This window comes from Bartonella sp. AP4SXKL, assembly GCF_042195845.1.
Taxonomy (GTDB): domain Bacteria; phylum Pseudomonadota; class Alphaproteobacteria; order Rhizobiales; family Rhizobiaceae; genus Bartonella.
Map to the genome: position 1 here is coordinate 124,135 of NZ_JBHIPA010000003.1, position 22,137 is coordinate 146,271.

Here is a 22,137-nt window from a genome sequence, read left to right on the forward strand (position 1 = left end):
TCATATCACACTAATTTAAATTTAGTCGCATAATTAAAAGAATAGAGATTATGTAATCTGAAAATAATGCTTTTATCTATACACTTGGCCCTGCAGATACTAACTGTGCAGCAGCAACACAGTGGTGGCTTGACAATCACAATAAAAATATTTTGTCCACTGACTCGAGATCCCGTATTATATAATACGCAACTCTTGAAGAAGCATTTAATGAACTTGCTCAAAAAAAAGATGCTTATCTCTTAAGTTGTGCTGCTTACCCTGATTTGCATACACTCATATTTACCCGTTTAGGTGATATGCAATTATTTGACAGCTTTATCATGCCTACTCACTCTATGGTTTTAGCTAAACGCAATAACGCTGATGAAATTAAAACCATAGCGTCTCATCCTGCCCCGCAATCTCTGGTAGCTCATCAATATGACAAAGTATTTGCCAACAGCAATGCTGATGCAGCCGTTCTTTGTAAGGCTGAAAAAGCAGATGCTTGTATCACAACATCGGTTGCGGCAAATCGCTATAGGCTGAGTATTGTCGAAAATTTTGGACAAGTGCCAATGGCCTTTTTGCTCCACTCACTAAAGTCAACTCATCATGAAAAAATCTGAAGCGCTTCTTTCCATTGTTAACTTGGTTGACAAATTCCGTATGCGCCAAGAACGAGATGGGAGCATTAAAGAACCAACTTCAGCAGATAATAATATGATCAATGAATTGATCACTCTGCTGAACCACCATGCCAATATTCTTGACGGATTATCTCCAAAACTTTTAGCGACCACTTCTGATGATCTTCATCAGTGGATGATCAGCGGTTTAACGACCCCTCCTAAATTTGATAACACTTTGGCTGCTTTCAAAGCCCCATTACCAGATGCGCCCTTGTTTTTCTTGGCTCCAATGCGTGCAACAAATGGACCTGATCCAGAAGGATTCCGGCTGGAATTAGTTACAGGATATCGTCATGAAACGGCCTATCTTGCTGACGCCTCAAAATATACAAATAATTATGTATCACCATTTCAATGTATAAAAATGGGAATAGCATCAAGAGGTTTTTTAGAAGGCAATTGCATTGTTCTATTCCCAGAATCTGTAGCAGCTGCTCAAAAAATTGATAAGCAAGCATTTGCTTTGTTTTTTTTCAGTAAATTCTTTGATATTTACAACAAGCAAACAATTGTGGAAGCTGAACGTTTACTCGGTCGAGATAGTAAATTCCTGTTCGGTCAATTGCATAGTCGTAACTTATCTAAAGAAGACATTTACGATGCTCGCTGTTTGTGGGGCTATTATCATGACTATGCACATCATACCGGACCGCGGCCATTGGATAAAAATCTGTATATAAAATTAAATTGGTTTACAGGTCTTCTAGAAGAAACTAAAGTTGATTTAATTACAGTGCGTATTATGCTACAAAATCATCCAAAATTTTGGAAAGAAATAACTGAATTTATCCTATTAGAACGCATATTTCGTTATCCAAAAGATTCTGATCAGCATATGACATTCGATGCTGGTACAGGGATCTTGCTTTTTGAAATATTGATGCGGAACAAAGCATTGATTGAAACAAATCAAGGTTATCTTCAATTTGATTTGGAGCGTCTTGAAAAAGTAATAATATTGATGATAGCAGATATAGAAGCACTTGAAGCATTAGATGATGACGCTTATTTGGCAGGAGCTAAAGATTATATCCAAAATAATCTTGGTAAGCCGCAAACTTCACAGTCACGATTTAATTTTTCAACATCATCTTATGCACAGCGAGTGATTAGAGGATTAAATCATTGAGTTTTATAAAAGGACGATTATTATTATTTACTTTTGCCATTCTAGCATTGTTTTCCATAAGTTGGTTATTATCTAAGAATTTGGTTAGCAATATACCCGTCATGCATGCGGTTGGACTTAGGTTGTTTGCCACCGCTGCCACCTTATGGCTGATTGCAATATTTCGTGAGAAAGCTGTTTTCAGATCCCTACCATTGCTTTCCATGATACCTTCTTTTTTAATTCTCTCAGTGTTAGGATTTTCGCTGTATTTTGTATGCAGCTTTGGTGCATTAAAATCGCTCAAAGCCAGTGATTTAACCATGGTTCTCGCTACTATTCCAGGAATTACTTATATATTAGGTGCATTGACAAATGTCCTTAAATTCTCATGGCTGAAGCTTAGTGGAGTGATAATTGTCAGTGTAGCAGCTGTAGTATTCAATATAAATAGTGGAGAAGGTGGATATTATAACCTGATAGGAGTAGTGCTTGCCTTAACAGCAGCACTTTCTTATTCTGCTTATGGCTTATTGTCTAAACGTTATCTTAAAAATCTACCTTTGCTCACCTCACTGGCTTGGATCACGACAATTTCTGCAGCATCATTTATGCCATTATTTATTTTTGATCCTGCCCCACTCTTCTATCTTAAGTTAGAAGATATATTTAAAATATTGATTTTAGGAACTGTTTGCTCGGCACCAGTTTACGTATTATATCAAAAAGTTTTAGCCGAAGGAGGCGTATTATACGCCAACACTATCGGCGTATTATCCCCTTTTGCAGTGATTGCATGTGAATGGATAATCGGCTCGAGCCCTTCTCTCAATATGATCAAAATAATTGCTATGATTGTAGTTGTTATAGGGATGACACTCTTATTTATAGATGCATAAAAGGTATCTACATGGCAACATAAACGCCATTCTCAAAACTCCAAATTTAATGAGGAAACAAAATGAAAAAACTCGCGTTAGTTTGCCAGCGCAATGCAAAATTACCATTTATATTTGAAGCAGCACAAGCAGCTAATATCGAATTAGTAATGATCTATGATACCGCTGAAAGCGTTCCCTCTCAACACCCCGCAGCAGTAACTTCAACTTGGCAACTTCCTGTTTTTGATAACCCAGAGGCAGCTCTAGACACTTTTGCAACGGAAGCAAAAGAACGCAATATTTCTGGGGTTATGACCCTTCGCGAAGAAGCCATCCTATGGACAGCTTTGGCTGCAAAAAAAATCAATACTCCAAGTATTGAACCAGAAGTAGCAGCATTAACCAGAAATAAATATCTCATGCGTCAAGCTTTCGCTAAAGCAGGCTTAAGAACACCAGGATTCTTTTATATAGATCATCCAGAAGACCTATCACAAACACAAGCCTTGGATTATCCACTCGTTATTAAACCCGTCTCTGGATGGGCAAGTACAGGCGTAATGTTAGCTAAAAATTCCGCCGAACTTCCTGATCTCATTAAAGCCGTATGGAATGTTCAGCATAAAGACATGGCACGTTTTAATGATAAAAATAAACCTGTAGGTTTAGTAGTAGAACAGTATTTGCCAGGAAAAGAGTTTGTCGTAGAATGCTTTGTTGATACAGCAGGTGTACACGTTCTGGCCATTGGAGACAAGGGACAGCCTGAGGGACCATGGTTTGAAGAAACAATTTATCGTCAACGCTGTGATATAGATGATCCTTTAATTATTGCTTTATGTGAGGCTGCATGCTCTGGAGTTAAAGCTCTTGGTATAAATATAGGTGCTGCCCATGTAGAGCTACGCCTAGATGCTCATAATTTACCTTATATCATTGAGATTGGCGCTCGTATAGGTGGATCGGGTGTCTCCCATTTTATTGTTGAGCAAGGTACAGGGATTTCATTTGCAAAACTATGTATGAATGCCGCTTTAGCTGAAAAAAACTTAGACCTTCCCGATATACTCCCAGCTGAAAAAGTGGCGGCAAATTATATTATTCCTCTTCGTGGTCATGGACGGTTTTCTGGATTTTTAGGTCTCGATAAGGTTGCACAGCATCCTCAAACCGCCAGAACTATCATTTTCTTTGAAACCAATCATCTTTCACCACCTCCACCAGCATTTGGTGGATATCCTGGTTTTATTTTCTCTGTTCATAACTCAAACGAAGAAGCACGCAATTACCACAAATGGCTCGATGATACCTTAAGCATCATATGGCAAAACATTGATTTATAATGATAATTTATCTTTATTCATATTGAATAAAAACCCCGATATTGTAGGATTTTCTCATTTTAATCTGTTTATCAGATGGACAAATTTTTTAAAACATTTGAGAAATGCTATAGTAGATAAAAATAAATCAACATGATATTTTCATATTTATTAAAGCACATGGTACCATTATTAAAAAATTCTGCACAAACAATGGTTTTAATTCCGATAGTAGAACAAGACTTCGAAAATCACATTTATTATTTTTAAAAAGATTGCTTAAAAATGATAGCGCAATCCACCAGAAAAACGAACTCCAGAAAAACCAGCCTTGGTTAACCTATGCTGATAGCTAAGATCACTGTGAAGTGTAACTTTAGAAGAAAACTGTGAATTGACACCCAAGCCAACTTCTAAGGAAGAACCAAAAGAACTCAACTGAAAAACATCTTTAAAATGAACAAATTGTTCTTTACCAAAACAATGAGCAAGATGAATATTTCCATAAAAAGAAATGATACGATCCTTTTCAGAGGCTGTAAATGTTTTACTTAAACGCCCACCAACACGCATAAACCATTGATCTATTTTTTTCATCTCAACATCAAATCCATCAATATCACGAAACTTATCAAATTGAAGATGTTGATAAATAAGCTGAAGTTGCGGATCAAAAATAAGATCTTTATATCCTGTCATAGACACTTTACCAGCAGAAAACGACACGTTCAAAGGATTTGCTTTTAATGTCGCCGTCTTACCCCAAACACGGCTACGCACATCCCCTTTAAACAAACCATAAGATAAAAGACCGTCTACGTAAAAATCAGTGTAATGTTTCACACTAGCATATGCCGTAAATGACCATTTATTAAATGTACTCTTTTGACTTTGTTCCACGTTATGAGGTTGTAAGGAAAGCTTTCCATAGGTTCCCATAATCCCAAAAGATGTCGTACTATATGCACGCTCTATTGTTTTGAGCAAAATATCTGTTTTTATAGCGTTATAATCAACATGACCATCGTACCCATATTTAAGTGTAGAAAGATCTGAGACATAACGATAACTCCCACCATAACCGTGGACAGATAAAGCAAAGTTCCCTTCAACTTTTAATAATTTACGAGGAATAGACCGCCTAACTTGCAACTGCTTTTGTTGATGACTCATATCCATGAGCCCAACATGAAACAAAGCATTTGGTAACAAAAGATAGGTCGGAACTTGTGGAACAACCTCTCTGACCTTTAACTCAGAAGGGGGAATAGCAGACACCTCTAAAACAGGCTGAATATATTTACTTTCAAGGCGAAAATCCCAAAAATCTCCATCTCCTTCAACCAATCTTTGAGAAGTTTGTGCATTTCCAAGAGCAGAAGCTGGACCATAAGCATGAAGATAATATTGGTAAGGCAAACCCTCTAATGCGATATAAGCACGATTTAACTGAAAAGAATCCTCTGCCGCTTTTCCAGAAACCTGAATAAGTGAAATACTATGAGCATTTTCACCGGTTGCTATCTCACCCTGATTTCCTGCAACAAATTGCACATAAACTGTTGTTTTTCCAGAAACATCACCATGTATTAAAAGCCGATCAGTTTTTGTATTATCGAGCAAACCATCACTACTGAGATGCGTATTGAGATAAATATCTGCCCTATCTTGCGCACTATAAACTTCTTTTTCTCCCTTCCCAATATGAAGTGTCTGATACTCCTGAAACATTGGAGTCTCAAAAGCAATAAAACTATCAGAAACTTTCACAAATGAAATAGACGAACTTGTACGGTTTGCAACTTGCAAATCGATCTCTCTTCTTTTTGTCAAAAACCATTTTGATCCCCCTGTTAAATAAAGCTCAGCAATAGAATCATCGGCAACACGAGTCCCTCCTATCAATGAAGAAGAATTAGCCAAAATCGCTACACTTCCCCCTTTTTCAGCTGTTAATAATAAGTCACCAAAAATTTTTGTACCTTCTGTTACTCCAATATAAATACGACTGTTATGACTATGAACAGCTGTCCCATCTGGAACCTCAAAAATCGTCCTTTTCAAAAAGACAAGCCCCTGTTCATACGCATCATTTTCCTCATCCCTCTCAAAATACATACCATGTTTGTTACCTATTGCTTTAATTGTTGAATCTTCAATATTAACCCGCGAAATTAAAATATTTCCTTCCCTGCCGTTATTGGATGGCGTGTTAGAATCTTGTCCAACTGTTAAAACATGAACATCCGTAGAAATAATATTCGTATTTTTTACATAAACAGAACCCTGATGTTTTACATTGAAAACTGTATGTGTAATTTTTTCATTTGTATTTTCTTTGTCTTCTGTTTTTTGATATTTTGAAGCAATGGTAACACCATCTAAAGTCGCACTCCCCCCTCTCCCCACATAAAGCGCAGCAGCATCATTCACATCAATAAATCCACTTTTCATCTGAATACCCGCATCAGCACTAACGAAAAGAGCACTCTCTTGACCGATACCCAAACCTTCCACTTTAATTTTTGTATTCGTTAACGTAACAGATGCTCCTCGCTTCTCTGCATAAGCAGCAATCTGAAAAGCCTCAATTGTTCCACGATCAACCTCAATCATTCCATTATCAGCTTTAAGACCTATTGATACATTTTTAAAAGCTGAATCGCTCAAAACAATTTTTCCCCCTCGTGATACAAAAACACCATAAATATCTTCTATACCCGCAGTCCCTTCAACCTCTACACGCGTTGCCTGAATAACTGTATTTGGCTCCTGCACTACTATAGCAGCAGGTAACATGAGAGAACGACCCTCCCCATTCGTTTCTTTAACAGGCGCCGTGAATTTATATACTTTATCACTAATTGTATGCTTTGAACCATCACTGCATTCATAAGGTAATTTGTTTTTGTCACATGACAGTGATGTATATGAATGAGAATGTGCCTCAATATTTATATTTAACAAAAAAGAAAAAATAGCTGCTGTAAAAACGCACGAATACAAGTGATTGTTAGATACCTTGATTATCATTGTTTTTCAAAACTTTCTTTTTTCAACAAAAACAAAAAATGCTGGCAAAAAAATAAACCACAAATTAAACACAACAAGAATAAAACAAACAAAATTATTTTATTTTTTATGATAAAATCATAGTATTCAAATAATATGTTTTGTGTTTTATGTAAAGAAAGAACAAAAAGTTTAAAAATACCATTCAGGATGAAAATCCCTTTAAAGAATGCATCTCAAAAACCGCTGGAAACTGTAATTACAAAAGGCCAAAAAACCAATCTTAAAAAAACGTAAAAAAATGCGAATTTTGAAGAGATATAATATTCAATTTATCTCACCACCAAAAAATAAAAATACAACAAAATGAGAATAACTTTTAAGATTAAACGATTAAAACGTTTTAATAAAACACAGAACAAAAAGATACAGTATACGAAATCTATAACCGCATCATCTCTTCAACTACAACAAAAAAACAAGAAATTGCACACTAATGTATAAGCTAATGTACACAATTTCTATATTAAAAATGCTAGATATCTAACAAAGAAATTTGAATAAATAAAAAACTTCTCCTAATACCCTATCATCAATGATTTGAATTAATAAATGTAATATTTTAGATCTTTTGATAAAATCTAAAATACAGTAAAACACTCACCATTCTGAACTTAAAAAACACCAAAATAAAATTTCATCAAAATTAGCTCTATGAAAGCTATCTGTTTATTATCGTTAAAGAAGATATTTTAGCAAAGCTATTATTTGCCATTCTTTATATTGAATAAATTTCTCTAAACAACAACTCACTATCCTCCGCTAGCATCATCTGACAACAACACTATTGCCAATCTCGTAGCTGATGAATATAACTACATTAGAGACAAAAGAGCTATATTTCTCTCTTCTCCCGTTTAATATTTTTATTTAATTATTGCTTTAAAAATTAACGTTCTACTGTTGATGATCACTTGTGCAAAGCTTTTTTTATTTTCTGGCGCTTTTTATCATTTTCAAAACGTAACATCAAATTTCGCTCTTGTTGTGTCGAATTGGTTACACCAAAAGTATCATTGTCCATAACCTGCTGATACCCTGCTACCATTAAATTGACTAAAAATGAATCACTTCGCGGCGTTGATGAAAAATAGATTCCCTTTGAATCTTGTAATTTGTACCGATAACCTGCTTTAGTCATGCACTCATAAACTGCTGCAAAATCACTTGCACGAGAATCCATATTTTCAGAAGAAGCGTAGATTGGTTTCCAACCACATTTTGACAGTGCTTGTTGGACCATAGACTTACTGACACCAAACTTTTCCCATAATTCTAACGTCGATGGGGGAGGTTTGCTAATACACCCAGCAGAGCTTAATAAAATTATAGCACTCAATAATTTCAATGTTTTTTTCATTTCCCCCTCCGTCAATATTTACGATAGAAAGACTGATAAGTCTTCTAATATTTACTCACACGCAAGATGACTTTTGTTAGCATATAGATATTGAAGAAACAATCCCACCCCCCATGCAAAAACAAGAATGGAAGGATTTTTGATTACAGCAGCCTCAATACTTAAGGTTGACATTCAGGTTGTTCTTTATGCTCTTCACAATGAGGACTATTCAAACGCCTCTCGACACTTCGCTGAGGAATAACTGCATCAGGCTGACAAATTGGAAGATTTTTATATTTCTCACACCACTTCATTCTTCCCAATTTATCTTGGAAACCTGCTTGGATCATACATGCATTCACAGACTCCTCAGCATTGAATTTCTCATCAGTACTTGTTTCTGTATCAAGACGACCATCAAGATGCTGTATTCCACATTCTAACAGAGCTTTTTTGATCTCAAGCTGATCAGCACCTGATTTTTCCCATGCATCTACAGCTGTTCGAGAAGGCTGCTCAGGGTAGCATCCAGCCATAACAAATAAGGTTATCCCGCTTAATAATTTTAAAATCTGCTTCATTTTCCTATCCTTGAGTAATTTTGAGATTACGAAACAATCTATAAATTATTTTACATGCTGTTTTTTATTTCCAAAACAATGATGAACATTATCAACCTATATTATTTTTATCTTTCCGAAGATTATGCCATAATTATTATATCAAAAATACGGTAAAATTATTACTAAAATCATCTATCTATCAACGATATGCTTATAATTATTATCAATATTTTGATTATAACCAAAATAGATATTTCATATTATTGCGCCAACAGTTGTGGTACCCATAAATAAATAGCATTGACATGCTGAATTAAGCCCCCCGCGTACGGGTATGAGAAACATGAAGGTAGGGATTGTGATCGTCACAAACAGCAAGACTTAAGGTTTGCATTCAGGTGCATTTTTATATTTTTTACAAAAAGGGCTGTTCAAGCGCTTCTTGACACTGCGCCTCGGGATGACAGCGCCTGAACGACAAATCGGCAAGTTTTCGGCTCTAAAAGTATAACATGGTCCACCCGCTCTTGCTACCTCTTCATCTTTATAGCGGAAACCTGATTGAAGCATGCAAGCATAAGTTGTTGCTTTTGCATTGATGCTCTGCTTTCTGTTTTCTGGATCGACATCATAAGGAGTTGGCATACCACATTCTAACAAGCCTTTTCCTATCTCTGTAAAATCTGCTCCTGGTTTTTCCCAAGCAGTCAAATATCCTGAAGGAGGCTTATTAAACTGACATCCAGCTATACTTAACAAAGTTACAGCACTTAATAATTTTACGATGTGTTTCATTTTTTACTCCATGATCTAATTCAAGGCTTTTGTTCTAAATGAGATGTGCCATAAAATTTTTGGCATTTTGGACCCGCATCTCCAAGACAGGTATGGGGATTTATGGGATTTGTAGCCACTCTCTACCATTCTATCCAAACGTTACTGCCAGCAGGTATCGTTTCGTAGGTATAGCCATTACCGCCAATAATTCTGCTTACAAAGTCAAATTTATTCCCATCAAAACCTGTTTCATGCGTCTGTGAATGGCTGCTATGATGGTCTGTCATGCCAACAATCGTCATACTTTCCCCCATTACATTGATATCTTGACCAGAAATCAGATGAGAAGCAATAATCGTAGCATCTCATTGTACATCCATATCAACATTGCCTGTTGCCTCAAGGATAGAGAGAATTGTTGTTGTGTGTGTTCAGAGCTATTGGAAGATTTCTCGTGTAAAAAGCCACTTTCCGATGATTTTTTTGCTGGTTGTAGTGTTCTTGAGCGCCTTTTATGGTAATACCGAATAATTTTGCACCGAAATACAGTTGCGGAGTGCATTTTGTCCGCCTCCACTTGTGATAAAAATTACTCTTGTATCAATATTAAAAAAATAAGTTTGATCCTTCCTCTTGTGAGAGCAATAAGAATCGTAAAACTGTCACACGTTCATTGTTCTCTTTAATTTACTCTTCTATGAGATTTTATTGTAATACCTTGCTGCTGTTTATTAAAGTTTTTGTAAAAACAATGATACAATGCCTCATGTAACTTTGTTATCCACTATTTTCTACCAACGCCAATCCTCTTTGAGAAAAAATACATAAAGAACTTTATCTTCGCTTCTAAAAGCAATAGTAATTTTCTAAACAACAAAATTTAAACAACCAATTTTTTAAAGAGCTAAAAAACAATTCTTACAATAACTTCTTTCGTGAAACAGAACTTCATTAATACGTTTAGAAAAAGATATCTGCCTATAATCATGTATCTGGTAAAATCTATTTGCACTGTTAGGCATTTTAACCTGAAAGACTTATATTGATGGCACAGCTCACCATCAAAAAAACGCCTAATATTTATATGATTTTGTCGTTACCGTAAACAATGGTTCACAAAAACTTCCAAAGCAAAATAATAACGAGCAGATTTTTTCAATCTAGATTGTTCTAACCTTTAGAGAAAACAATCAAACACCTGTTCTCCTGATGACATCAGCTATTTGTTTTGAGTTTTTTCTCTATTCACATTTTATTCAGCTTCTTTTGCTTAAAATTATAAAGTTTAAGTGCATAGAAACAAATAACAAGCCAAGCAATCCAAATAACACCTATAATTAAAACTGGTCGTGTCTCATCAAAATACCATAGGAGAATAAAAATAAAAACCATAAATAAAATAGAAAAAATCGATCCTATTGGCCAAAATGGAATGGGAAATTTTAAACCATTCTGAGCTTCTTTAGGCATCTTAATTCGCATAAAAAATTGTGAAAGTAGAATCATCATCCAAACAAAAACTGTCGCAAATGTTGCCATTACAGCAATAAGAAAAAAAAGCTTTTCATGATAAAAATAATTAAGGACAGCACCAAGAAGAAAAATACCGAAGATCATCAAAATAACAAAAACTGGTATACCGTTTTTTGATAAATATTGAAACTTTTTTAAAGCATAACCTTCCTGCGATAAACCATGGATCATACGACAAGCACCATACATTCCACTATTCATTGCTGAAATAGCCGCTGTAACAACAACAATATTTAAAATATTTGCTGCATATGAAATCCCAAGATTTTCAAAAATGGATACAAAAGGGCTATCCATGAGACCAATCTCATTCCAAGGATAAAGAGACATTAAAATAGCTAACGTCATGACGTAAAAAAGCAAAATACGAACTGGAGTAGAATTAATTGCCTTTGAAATCGTTTGATGAGGGTTTTGAACTTCCATAACTGCCATGCCAATGATTTCTATGCCACCAAAAGCAAAAACAACAACACTAAAGCAAGCTAAAAAACCAAACCAACCATTGGGAAAAAGTCCACCATTTTTCCATAAATTATGAACAGTAACGGTAGAAAAATCTGCACCTTCACCCCACCCCCAAAAAATAATTGCTATTCCTAAAATAATCATCGCAATGATAGCGATAACTTTAATAGAAGATAGCCAAAACTCTAGTTCACCATAGACTTCTACAGCCGCTAAATTAATACCTGTGATGATTAATGTAATACTCAGTGCCCATACCCAAGGAGCAACATCAGGATACCAAAACCCCATATAAGTCGCAAAAGCTGTAATATCAGCCAAACCAACAAGAATCATCTCAAATACATATGTCCATCCCGTTAAAAAACCTGCTAATGGTGATATATAATTTGCCGCATAACGAGCAAAAGAACCAGGCAATGGATTATGAAGTATCATCTCTCCTAGAGCCCGCATAACCATAAAAATAGCTAAACCAGCAATACAATAGGCAATCAAAACACTGGGACCCGCAAGCTTAATTGCCTGTGCAGACCCATAAAAAAGACCTGTTCCAATAGCAGAACCAAGAGCTAAAAAAATAACTTGGCGCTTACTCATCCCTCTTTTCAGTTCATTTATTGCCATTTCTTTCCTTACTTTTTGAAATGCTGACAATCCACACCACGATAACAGCTCTATGAGAAATAAAGCCTCATGTTTCTTTCACAAATATATTTCAAAAAACATCGAAGACCAGCCAGTCCAACACTTTGCTCTAAACAATGAAAAAATACTTTTATTGCGAATTATTCAGCTTTTATAGCCTACAATTTCGTATTATTTTATTCAAATAAAGTGATAATGAATTTTTTCATAATTGTCATTTAATTCATTTCGTATTCTCTAGTTTTTTACAGAGAAAATTAACCTTAATGTAATCTAAACTTTTAGGCTTCTATTTCAGTGCACTGAAATAGAAGCCTAAAAATTCATAACAAACACATTAACTATGCATACAATTAATTTTTTGTTACTTTAAGCCAACTCTCTTTGAGCTTATAAAAAAACTTTTTACGCCAATTGAATAGCTCAATTAATGATAATACGAATCTCGCAAGTTTTCAAAAGTATGAGAAAGTGTATCTACAACCCATCTTTTAAGGACTCCAGCTGCCTTAACGACAAGCTTTCCAATGAAAAAAAAATATACGGTAAAAAGAGCATCTTTGATTGTTGGTCCGATGATAGCGTTCTCCTTACCTCTGGGAATTTGCCCTGATATAGCAATAAAATCTTTGTTTTTCGCTGAAATAAGAGGCTCTTTCTCTTGGGCCACTATCATAATGAAAACTTCCTCTGGAAAGCTACCTCTCCTAAAATTTGCATGAATCTCAAGAATTTGAGAGAAAAAAAGAACTGTTATTGAAACACATAATTTAGCACTTTTAAACATTCCTTTCTCCTTTTTTATTTTAAATATCAAAAATAAACTATAAAATTCATAAAGTATTAACAAATAAGAATAATATAAAATAAAACTTTTATTTTTACTCGATACAATACATATATTATAATTTATATTTATAGAAATATAATATCACGAATATATAATTCGTGGATATTATTTAACTTATATTAAAATTTCTGATATAAATCAGAAAATATAGGTGCTTTAAGTTTATAGTTTCTATAAAATAACATAATATCTAGTTAACTACAAAAATCAGATATATACAGTAATAAATATATGATTTATTAAATAATTCAAATATTGTATCGCTCCTCTATATTTTCATATGAGAAAGTTTTAAAATTCAATATCCGCCCTTCAGCATTGACCTTCAAACAAATACTATTGAAAACTTAATGAAGGAAAAATTGTTTCTGGTAAAACAGATAATAAGTGCCCTTCACGCACAAGTATATGTGCTTGATGAAGATCTGGAGCCAGATAGCGATCTTCCTTAAGAGAAGCAACATTTTTTCGTAGACATTCCATAACGGATTGCAAAAAAGTACTTGTTTTTAAAGGTGCACGATATTCAATTCCTTGTGCTGCAACAAGCGTTTCAATGCCAATAAGTGTAAAAAGATTTTCGCTCATTACCAATAACCGACGCGCTCCATGGCAAGCCATTGAAACATGATCTTCTTGATTGGCAGAAGTTGGGGTTGAATCAACGGAAGCAGGATGGGCCATTTGCTTATTTTCAGACATTAAAGCTGCCGCTGTTACTTCAGCAATCATAAAACCTGAATTAAGACCCGCATTATGCGCTAAAAAAGCTGGAAGTCCATAAGAAACTGCTGGATCAACCATAAGAGCAATACGCCGTTGAGAAATAGATCCTATTTCACATAAAGCAAGAGCAATCTGATCAGCAGCAAACGCTACAGGTTCAGCATGAAAATTCCCACCTGATACAACTTCACCATTCCTTAAAATCAATGGATTATCTGTAACAGCATTTGCTTCAATAATCAGTGTTTTTGCTGCTGCCAGCAAAATATCAAAACATGCCCCCATGACCTGTGGCTGGCAACGTATACAATAAGGATCTTGTACACGCTCATCCCCCCGTAAATGTGCTGCACGAATTTCTGAATCCTCTACAAGCTTTTCTAATGTTTTCGATACAGCAATCTGCCCATAATGTCCTCGTAAAATATGGATATCAGGATGAAATGGCGCCGTTGATCCCATGATAGCATCTGTCGTCAAAGCCCCTGCCAACAATCCACCACACAATGCCCGATAACCTCGAAAAAGACCAGCAAGTGCAAGGGCTGTTGATGTTTGAGTTCCATTAATAAGAGCTAGACCTTCCTTTGCCTCTAAAATAATAGGGGACAATCCCGCTTTCTCTAATGCAACCGCCCCACTCATACGAATATTTTGAAAAAATGCTTCTCCTTCTCCCATCATAACAGCCGCCATGTGAGCAAGTGGAGCTAGATCACCTGAAGCACCAACAGACCCTTTTTCAGGGATGACAGGAATGACGCCCTTTGCAAGCATATTTTCCAGCAAATTTACCAATTCTAGACGAACTCCTGAAGCCCCTCTTCCTAAAGAGATAAGCTTTAAGCTCATTATCAAACGCACAATATTTTCAGCTAAAGGCTCTCCTACCCCACAACAATGGGACAAAATAAGGTTTCTCTGTAAAACAGCGACATCGTCCGCATCAATTTTAATGGAAGCCAACTTCCCAAAACCAGTATTAATACCGTACACAGGCTCACTTCCAGCAGCAATTTCAGCAATGCGCTGAGCCCCTTTCTCGATAGCTAAATGCGTGTCATTATGAAGTTTACTCACTTCACCATTAAAATAAATAGCTGCAAGCTCACTAAGCGTCACCTCGCTCGGTTTCAGTATAATAGTCATAATCTACTTTCTTTTTTTTATCAAAGTATAACGTTTAGCATTATTGATCCTTCTATAAAACAAAAAAAACTATAACGACTCTTTAAAGCGAGAATGCTTTCTTAAAGGTATTCCTTACAATGGAGTTATTATCCAAAAGTAGAATAGTTTACGATAAATGAAAATGAAATATTGACAAACACAACCAAGTCATGGATTTCAAAAATAGATAAAGCTTTAATTTATAATCATAATCTAGCATGCTTCATATTAAATGAGAGAGCTGAATATCTTAAAACTCTCTCATTCCAAATCTGTGTATGTTGAATAAATCAAAACCATTCGCTTGCACGTAATAAGCGAGATTGGCGTATGGATAAAACTGTAAAAAAGGACTAAAAACTCCTCTTATGAACCGTGTCAAGGGCTGTCGCAACATTGGGAGATGAAAGTGTGGATGGTGCAGGCTTATTCTTTTATGAAGCGTAAAGATGAAAAAATCAATGGATTTATTATCAAGCTATTCTTACTAAACTTATAAAAACCTTAAATAGATAGCTGTCACAATCTATCATGATTGCAAAAATCAAACTCTATAGAAAATTAAAAAACTTATTCAACACATCACAACAGAGAAGAAATTGAGCTTATTTGCGACTTCTAAAATTGTATTTAAAGCGCCAGATTAAACCTTGAAAAACACATCTTCAATAAAACCACATAAGAATCGGCCTAACCCGTTATTTAAAATAGAAAATAAAAGAAGTTTTCTTATATCAAAAAAAATAATTAATATATTGTTTTATATTATATCTTTTAAACAGAGAAATGCTTCATATAGCATATTTATATTTTACTTTTTTGTTATATTGAATCTGAATTTAGAGATAATTTCAAAATGAGTTGTTTTTTAAAGGTGCTTCCAAGCCATTACCTTTTTTACTACAAATTTCTGATTATGATAATTTTTTGTACTTTTTCAGTTGTTTTTGTCAAAATTTATTAAAAACACTCTCATTTAATAACAAAAAACAATCATAAAAACAAAGAATTATCAAATATTTCTATTCAATCTACCTCTTCTTATTTTATAAAATAATCTGTTGTTAAACTGCAGTAAAAAAAGCGCTTCGATACTATAATGCACTACATAAATTTTCTATTTAAACTCTCTCATATCAAGTGAACAATGAAAATCAGCGGTAATAAGATGTCAATGTGAATGCTGAAGAAAAAAACTTTCGCCCTCAAAGTCTGCCTTAATAAGGCGTTAATTTCCTGAATACCGCCCACTCTGATGTGCTAAAAGAGCAAAAGCAATCATCGATATCGGATTATCCTGCATACATATAGAGCTCACTTCGATACAAAAGCTCCAAATTGCCTTGCACTTCATATTTCTTTATCAATGCGACCAATTGCCGCAAATATTCTTCCCCATAGCAAGCAATAGCGCGTTGCGCTTGCGTTGAAGAGCGGCTCATTCCAATAAAAGCTTCAGATGGGATCATCATCGTCCAATTGTGCGTATGAAAAAAAATCTTTTCTGGATCTACCCCAAAGCCATCAGTCATTTCCTGTAAAAAATCAAAATTACGATAATAACGGGAATAATTCGGACTCATTTTCTCTAACAATGTCTCATAAGCCTCTAGAAATTCGCTATGCTTGAAATCACGATTATTTTGAATAACCGCCATGACACCATTGACTCGAAGTTGATCTGAAACAGAACAAAGCAACTTGGGACGATCCATCCACTGAAACGCTTGCGCTGCAATGACAAGATCAACCTCGCCAATTTGAGGCAATAGGTCTTCGGCACGGCCCTGATACCACTGCACCGTAGGAAATTTTTTTCGCCCCGGCTTAATCATATCTGCCGATACATCGATAGCATGATATTGGTGCTCATTTCCTAAAAATTTAACAATTCCCTCTAATGCGATGCCTGTCCCAGCACCCACATCCACAATGGACAAATGCTTTTTGTTCTTAAAAGGATGGAGCATGGTTTTAAATAAAGTAAGGGGATAGCGAGGACGATAACGATCATAATCATTAGCCAATCCATCAAACTTTTCACTTTGCCGCTGAACACTTTCTATCATAGGACTTTCACCCTCCTTCTCAATTACTACCATACATAATAAAAAAGCCTTTTTATCCAATGTATTAAACATAACTTCTAAAGGAGGAAAATAAGAACTGCCCTGACCTTCTATCTTTCCATAAGATTGATACTTACATTTTTCTCTTTTCCAATTGTTATCTGCACGTTGCGAAACCCAAAACTCCTACGAAAATAATATATTTTTCTGTAATAATAATTGATATAAATATTATTGATCTTTTATAAGATGACATCTATATTACTATTATTATTTTAACATCAACAAGTCACTTAAGCGTACCTAAAACGCAGAGAGATATCAATTTATTGATAAATACGCCTGTTTATAAAGTTCAAAATACTTTCCACCAAGAAAATAAACCCTATATAATACATAAAATATCTGTGGAGACATCTTTATGTTAAATGTACAAACTTCTTCAATGTTTAAAATATTAAAAAAATTTCCAATCGTGATTCTTTTGGCATGGTTAGTGCCATTTTTAAGTGGGTGCGGATTTAATACGATACCAACAAATGAAGAAAAAGCACATGCAGCATGGAGTGAAGTGCTCAATCAATATCAACGTCGTATAGATCTCATCCCCAATCTTGTAGAAACAGTTAAAGCTTACGCAGCTCATGAACAAAGTGTTTTCACAAATGTAATTGAAGCACGTGCTAAAGCAACACAAGTCAACATTAATGCAGATATGTTGAATAATCCAGAAGTTATGCAGCAATATCTCAAAAATCAAGCAAATTTATCAAGTGCACTTTCGCGACTTATGGCTGTTGTTGAAAACTATCCGGATCTTAAAGCAAACCAAAACTTTCTTGCTCTTCAATCACAATTAGAAGGAACAGAAAACCGTATTTCCGTTGCGCGCCGCGATTATATTGAAACAGTACGTGCCTACAATACTGCACTCAAAACAATGCCGACGATGATTTGGGCAAAATTATGGTTTCGTGATGCTAAACCTATGCCAACTTTTACCATCGATACTGATAGCCAACAAACACCAAAGGTTAATTTTAATTAATGAAATCATTTCGATACTCTTTGCAACGTATTGTATTTCCAAAATTATGGGCTTTTATCTGCTCTCTGTATTTAGTTGCTGCATTGGGAAGTATCGCTTGTTCGCAAATAAAATTTCCTCATTTAACAGGTTATGTTAATGATGTGGCTCATTTGCTCGATAATGCAACCAAGGAAGACTTGACAAAAAAACTGGCAGCACTCGAAGAGAAAACGGGAGATCAAATTGTTCTTGTAACACTCCCTACTCTTTCGGGCAACGATATAGAAACGTACAGCAATTCTCTTTTTCGTACATGGGGATTAGGCCAAAAGAAGATCAATAATGGTGTATTACTGGTCATTGCACCGAATGAACGCACAGCACGTATCGAAGTTGGATATGGTTTGGAAGGAGAGCTAACAGATGCTCTTTCCTCCGTCATTATTAATAGCTTCATGATTCCTAATTTTCGCGAAGGAAATTATCAAAAAGGAATTGCTGAAGCAGTTGATACAATTATCAAAGTTATTACAGAAAGTGATTCTGATTTTACTTTTCGCATCAAAGAAAAAGCTAAAATCGTTGAAGAACAACGTAAACAAGCTGAAAAAGAAGAAATGGTAATCAATGCAATTATGTTTCTCATTCTCTTTATAGTCGTTGGTTTGCCCATTCTTGCAATGATTTTTGGTAAAAAAGTGGGTCCACAAAAGTATCTCTGGCTGGGGATCATCTTCACACCTTGGTTTCTTAACTTAAGTGCCGGTGGCAGATATCCTGGTGGAAGGTTCGGTGGTCCTCGAGGTGGAGGGGGATTTAGGGGTGGTGGTGGATCATCAGGTGGTGGTGGTGCAACAGGAAGATGGTAAAAGGAACGTGGATTTTTAAGCGTAGCAAATCTTCTTAAGATAAAATTTTATGAACGTATTCTCTTTTATTCAACAATTCTATACCTTACTCTGTAATCACTTTTATTGATTACAATACAAACTCAAACATCAAGATAAATATTACCCATGACATGTGAATTGAAACATACAGATCGTAATCACTTATCACATCATTTTAATGCAATTCTAGAAAATCCACCCGTCGAATGGAAAATAAGCGATCATCTGATTGAGTATCCTGAAGCTCTGCGTTATATGCAAGAACGTGTAGAAAAAATTCTTGCAAAAACTGCGCATGAACAAGTTTGGCTTCTCGAACACCCTTCCCTTTATACAGCGGGAACGAGTGCAAATAAAAAAGATCTTTTGGCGCCTAATTTATTCCCTGTTTATGAAGCAGGACGTGGAGGTGAATTTACATATCACGGTCCAGGACAGCGTATTGCTTATATTATGCTTGATCTTAAACGCCGGAAACAAGACATTCGTGCTTTCATTAGTGCATTAGAAGAATGGATCATACAGATGCTTGCCAACTTTAATATTAAAGGCGAACGCAGAGAAGATCGCGTTGGTGTCTGGGTTAAACAGTCTCATTGCCCATCAAAACAAAATGATCTTTCTTCCGAAGATAAAATTGCAGCTATTGGCATTCGAGTGCGCAAATGGATAAGTTTTCATGGAGTTTCTATCAATGTTAATCCTAATTTAGCCCATTATTCAGGAATTGTTCCTTGTGGAATTACAAACCACGGTGTAACAAGCTTTCTTGATCTAGGTTGCCCTGTAGCAATGCATGATATTGATATTGCTCTCAAACACGCTTTTGAAAAAATTTTTGGTCCAACAATCGATGTTTCCTAAGTGCATTGATTTTTAAATAAAAAACAGGCATAAAATTATTTTAATAAATATTTGATTTTATGAGGTGGATAGTTAAACGCTATGAGCGATAACAAAAAGGATCTTTTTAGTGTTTTAAATAAAGCCCAATCTCGGGTAAATACAAAAGAAAACACTCTGCAGTCTCCAATGAAATCAAACGCGATGATTTCAAGAAAAAGTGCAAAAGATACGCAAGAAGATGACTATAATGCCCTCTCTATTCGAGTTCTTGAGGGTTTAGAGCCGGTACGTTTACGCCCTGGAATGTATATTGGTGGAACAGACAGTAAAGCGCTTCATCATTTATTTGCCGAAATTATTGATAACGCGATGGATGAAGCTGTTGCGGGTTATGCAGATTCTATTGAGGTCTCATTAGATAGGAACGGTTATATAACCGTTACAGATAATGGACGCGGTATTCCTGTTGAAAATCATCCTCAAATGCCTGAGAAATCGACTCTTGAAGTTATTATGACACAACTCCACTCAGGGGGAAAATTTGATGGAAAGGCTTATCAAACTGCAGGTGGACTTCATGGAGTAGGAATTTCTGTCGTCAATGCTCTTTCTGATGATATGGAAGTTGAAGTTGCACGAGAACGAAAACTTTACCGCCAACGTTTCTCACGCGGTATTCCTCAATCTGGATTGGAAGATCTGGGAGATGTTTATAATCGTCGTGGTACGCGCGTTCGTTTTCATCCTGATCATGAAATTTTTGGTGAAAAAGCAGCTTTTGATCCAGAAAAAATCTATAAGATGACATGCTCCAAAGCCTATCTTTTTGGTGGCGTAAAAATTCGCTGGTCTTGTGATCCCGTCATACTTGAAGGCGCAAAAAATATTCCTGAAAAAGCTGTTTTTCATTTTCCCGATGGGCTTAAAGACTATTTACTTTCGTCACTAAAAGATGAATATCGAGTAACGTCAGAAATTTTTTCTGGCAAAACACAACACAATAATGGCCATGGCTCCGTTGAGTGGGCTATCGCTTGGCATGGTGGTGATTCTTGTGTGCAATCTTACTGCAATACGATTCCTACAGGAGAAGGCGGAACACATGAAATAGGATTACGTCAAGCTCTTTTGCGTGGATTGAAATCCTACGCTGAGTTAATAGGAAACAAGCGCGCAACGATTATTACGTCTGACGATATTATGATTTCAACAGCCGCAATACTTTCAGTCTTTATCAGTAACCCTGAATTTGTTGGACAAACAAAAGATCGATTAGCAACCATTGAAGCACAGCGTATCGTTGAGAATGCAATCCGCGATCCTTTTGATCATTGGTTAGCAAATTCCCCACAAGAAGCAACAAAACTTCTCGATTGGGTTATCGAACGTGCTGAAGAACGTGTTAGACGACGCCAAGATAGAGAAATAAGTCGAAAAACTGCTGTCCGTAAATTACGTCTGCCCGGTAAACTTGCAGATTGTAGCCAGAACCATGCTTTGGGTGCTGAACTATTCATTGTTGAAGGGGATTCTGCAGGAGGATCTGCTAAACAAGCAAGAAATAGAGCAAACCAAGCAATTTTACCTCTTCGTGGTAAAATCTTAAATGTCGCCAGTGCTGCACATGAAAAAATGAACTCAAGCCAAACAATTAGCGATCTGATCCTTGCTCTTGGATGTGGAACACGCTCCAAGTATCGTGAAAAAGATCTCAGATATGAACGTATTATCATCATGACAGATGCTGATGTTGATGGTGCTCATATTGCGTCACTGCTCATTACCTTCTTCTTTCAAGAAATGCCTGACCTTATTCATCAGGGACATTTATATCTTGCCGTCCCTCCCCTTTATAGAATATCGCAAGGAGGAAAAGTTGCTTATGCTCGTGACGATATTCATAAGGATGAATTGCTCAAAACTGAATTTACTGGAAAAGCTAAAATCGAAATCGGGCGTTTTAAAGGGCTGGGTGAAATGCGCGCAGAACAACTTAAAGAAACGACTATGCATCCTCAAAAACGTACATTGCTTCGTGTTTCTATTGATGCCGTGGAAATGCAAGAAACGAAAAAGACTGTAGAAAGTCTCATGGGAACAAAACCAGAAGCACGATTTCGTTTCATACAAGAAAACTCTACTTTTGCTTCTAATCTAGACATCTAATG

The 22,137-nt window shown here is 35.7% G+C and carries 17 protein-coding genes; 8 read left to right on the plus strand and 9 right to left on the minus strand.

Translation table 11 applies throughout. The features are described 5' to 3' along the window. The first annotated feature begins 299 nt into the window (after positions 1-299). The 4 genes from ACFIMI_RS02875 (at position 300) to ACFIMI_RS02890 (ending at position 4,006) form a co-directional block, all read left to right on the plus strand. Positions 300-611 carry a prephenate dehydratase domain-containing protein gene (locus ACFIMI_RS02875; RefSeq protein ID WP_375611511.1) on the plus strand — a complete coding sequence of 104 codons (312 nt, stop codon included), beginning with the start codon at positions 300-302 and terminating at the stop codon, positions 609-611. Beyond that, positions 598-1,803, plus strand: a complete 1,206-nt coding sequence (locus ACFIMI_RS02880; protein ID WP_375629039.1) for a DUF6421 family protein — start codon at positions 598-600, stop codon at positions 1,801-1,803. Before ACFIMI_RS02875 ends, ACFIMI_RS02880 begins: the two co-directional genes overlap by 14 nt. Before the next feature lie 80 nt (positions 1,804-1,883). Next, the gene (locus ACFIMI_RS02885; protein WP_375692234.1) at positions 1,884-2,681 is read left to right on the plus strand and encodes a DMT family transporter; all 798 of its coding nucleotides are present in this window, start codon (positions 1,884-1,886) and stop codon (positions 2,679-2,681) included. 62 nt (positions 2,682-2,743) lie between these two features. Further along, positions 2,744-4,006, plus strand: coding sequence for an acetyl-CoA carboxylase biotin carboxylase subunit family protein (locus tag ACFIMI_RS02890; protein ID WP_375613118.1), 1,263 nt, complete (start codon positions 2,744-2,746; stop codon positions 4,004-4,006). 258 nt (positions 4,007-4,264) lie between these two features. On the opposite strand, the gene ACFIMI_RS02895 is transcribed toward ACFIMI_RS02890, so the two are convergent. From ACFIMI_RS02895 to ACFIMI_RS02935, 9 genes are all read right to left on the minus strand, one after another. After that, positions 4,265-7,018, minus strand: a complete 2,754-nt coding sequence (locus ACFIMI_RS02895; RefSeq protein ID WP_375692224.1) for an autotransporter outer membrane beta-barrel domain-containing protein — start codon at positions 7,016-7,018, stop codon at positions 4,265-4,267. Between the two features lie 949 nt (positions 7,019-7,967). Beyond that, entirely contained in the window at positions 7,968-8,417 is a 450-nt protein-coding gene (locus ACFIMI_RS02900; RefSeq protein ID WP_375613120.1) for a hypothetical protein, read from the minus strand. Between the two features lie 161 nt (positions 8,418-8,578). Beyond that, a complete protein-coding gene (locus ACFIMI_RS02905; RefSeq protein ID WP_375613121.1) occupies positions 8,579-8,980 on the minus strand; it encodes a hypothetical protein in 402 nt (133 codons plus the stop codon). A 363-nt stretch (positions 8,981-9,343) separates the two neighbouring features. Continuing rightward, entirely contained in the window at positions 9,344-9,757 is a 414-nt protein-coding gene (locus ACFIMI_RS02910) for a hypothetical protein (protein WP_375613122.1), read from the minus strand. 122 nt (positions 9,758-9,879) lie between these two features. Then, positions 9,880-10,041 (minus strand): hypothetical protein, encoded by a 162-nt coding sequence (locus ACFIMI_RS02915; RefSeq protein ID WP_375613123.1) that lies wholly within the window; start codon positions 10,039-10,041, stop codon positions 9,880-9,882. A gap of 943 nt (positions 10,042-10,984) precedes the next feature. Further along, a complete protein-coding gene (locus ACFIMI_RS02920; RefSeq protein ID WP_375688796.1) occupies positions 10,985-12,367 on the minus strand; it encodes an amino acid permease in 1,383 nt (460 codons plus the stop codon). 448 nt (positions 12,368-12,815) lie between these two features. Then, on the minus strand, positions 12,816-13,205 hold the full coding sequence (locus tag ACFIMI_RS02925; RefSeq protein WP_375632399.1) for a hypothetical protein: 390 nt from the start codon (positions 13,203-13,205) through the stop codon (positions 12,816-12,818). Between the two features lie 369 nt (positions 13,206-13,574). Then, positions 13,575-15,113, minus strand: a complete 1,539-nt coding sequence (hutH, locus tag ACFIMI_RS02930; RefSeq protein ID WP_375629031.1) for a histidine ammonia-lyase — start codon at positions 15,111-15,113, stop codon at positions 13,575-13,577. A 1,313-nt stretch (positions 15,114-16,426) separates the two neighbouring features. Then, positions 16,427-17,203, minus strand: coding sequence for a class I SAM-dependent methyltransferase (locus ACFIMI_RS02935; RefSeq protein ID WP_375692225.1), 777 nt, complete (start codon positions 17,201-17,203; stop codon positions 16,427-16,429). 421 nt (positions 17,204-17,624) lie between these two features. On the opposite strand from ACFIMI_RS02935, the gene ACFIMI_RS02940 reads away from it, so the two are divergent. From ACFIMI_RS02940 to parE, 4 genes are all read left to right on the plus strand, one after another. After that, positions 17,625-18,251 carry a LemA family protein gene (locus ACFIMI_RS02940; protein ID WP_375629028.1) on the plus strand — a complete coding sequence of 209 codons (627 nt, stop codon included), beginning with the start codon at positions 17,625-17,627 and terminating at the stop codon, positions 18,249-18,251. Next, positions 18,251-19,102 (plus strand): TPM domain-containing protein, encoded by an 852-nt coding sequence (locus ACFIMI_RS02945; protein WP_375629027.1) that lies wholly within the window; start codon positions 18,251-18,253, stop codon positions 19,100-19,102. The genes ACFIMI_RS02940 and ACFIMI_RS02945 overlap by 1 nt, the downstream gene beginning before the upstream one ends. A gap of 147 nt (positions 19,103-19,249) precedes the next feature. Beyond that, positions 19,250-19,987 carry a lipoyl(octanoyl) transferase LipB gene (gene lipB, locus ACFIMI_RS02950; protein WP_375629025.1) on the plus strand — a complete coding sequence of 246 codons (738 nt, stop codon included), beginning with the start codon at positions 19,250-19,252 and terminating at the stop codon, positions 19,985-19,987. An 81-nt stretch (positions 19,988-20,068) separates the two neighbouring features. Next, positions 20,069-22,135 carry a DNA topoisomerase IV subunit B gene (gene parE, locus ACFIMI_RS02955; protein ID WP_375632404.1) on the plus strand — a complete coding sequence of 689 codons (2,067 nt, stop codon included), beginning with the start codon at positions 20,069-20,071 and terminating at the stop codon, positions 22,133-22,135. The last annotated feature ends 2 nt before the right edge of the window (positions 22,136-22,137 follow it).

Excerpts from the sequence above, each read along its gene's own strand:
- ACFIMI_RS02875 (WP_375611511.1), top strand. The coding sequence starts at position 300 with ATGCAATTATTTGACAGCTTTATCATGCCTACTCACTCTATGGTTTTA.
- ACFIMI_RS02880 (WP_375629039.1), top strand. The coding sequence starts at position 598 with ATGAAAAAATCTGAAGCGCTTCTTTCCATTGTTAACTTGGTTGACAAA.
- ACFIMI_RS02890 (WP_375613118.1), top strand. The coding sequence starts at position 2,744 with ATGAAAAAACTCGCGTTAGTTTGCCAGCGCAATGCAAAATTACCATTT.
- ACFIMI_RS02895 (WP_375692224.1), bottom strand. The coding sequence starts at position 7,018 with ATGATAATCAAGGTATCTAACAATCACTTGTATTCGTGCGTTTTTACA.
- ACFIMI_RS02900 (WP_375613120.1), bottom strand. The coding sequence starts at position 8,417 with ATGAAAAAAACATTGAAATTATTGAGTGCTATAATTTTATTAAGCTCT.
- ACFIMI_RS02905 (WP_375613121.1), bottom strand. The coding sequence starts at position 8,980 with ATGAAGCAGATTTTAAAATTATTAAGCGGGATAACCTTATTTGTTATG.
- ACFIMI_RS02910 (WP_375613122.1), bottom strand. The coding sequence starts at position 9,757 with ATGAAACACATCGTAAAATTATTAAGTGCTGTAACTTTGTTAAGTATA.
- ACFIMI_RS02915 (WP_375613123.1), bottom strand. The coding sequence starts at position 10,041 with ATGACGATTGTTGGCATGACAGACCATCATAGCAGCCATTCACAGACG.
- ACFIMI_RS02920 (WP_375688796.1), bottom strand. The coding sequence starts at position 12,367 with ATGGCAATAAATGAACTGAAAAGAGGGATGAGTAAGCGCCAAGTTATT.
- hutH (WP_375629031.1), bottom strand. The coding sequence starts at position 15,113 with ATGACTATTATACTGAAACCGAGCGAGGTGACGCTTAGTGAGCTTGCA.
- ACFIMI_RS02935 (WP_375692225.1), bottom strand. The coding sequence starts at position 17,203 with ATGATAGAAAGTGTTCAGCGGCAAAGTGAAAAGTTTGATGGATTGGCT.
- ACFIMI_RS02940 (WP_375629028.1), top strand. The coding sequence starts at position 17,625 with ATGTTAAATGTACAAACTTCTTCAATGTTTAAAATATTAAAAAAATTT.
- ACFIMI_RS02945 (WP_375629027.1), top strand. The coding sequence starts at position 18,251 with ATGAAATCATTTCGATACTCTTTGCAACGTATTGTATTTCCAAAATTA.
- lipB (WP_375629025.1), top strand. The coding sequence starts at position 19,250 with ATGACATGTGAATTGAAACATACAGATCGTAATCACTTATCACATCAT.
- parE (WP_375632404.1), top strand. The coding sequence starts at position 20,069 with ATGAGCGATAACAAAAAGGATCTTTTTAGTGTTTTAAATAAAGCCCAA.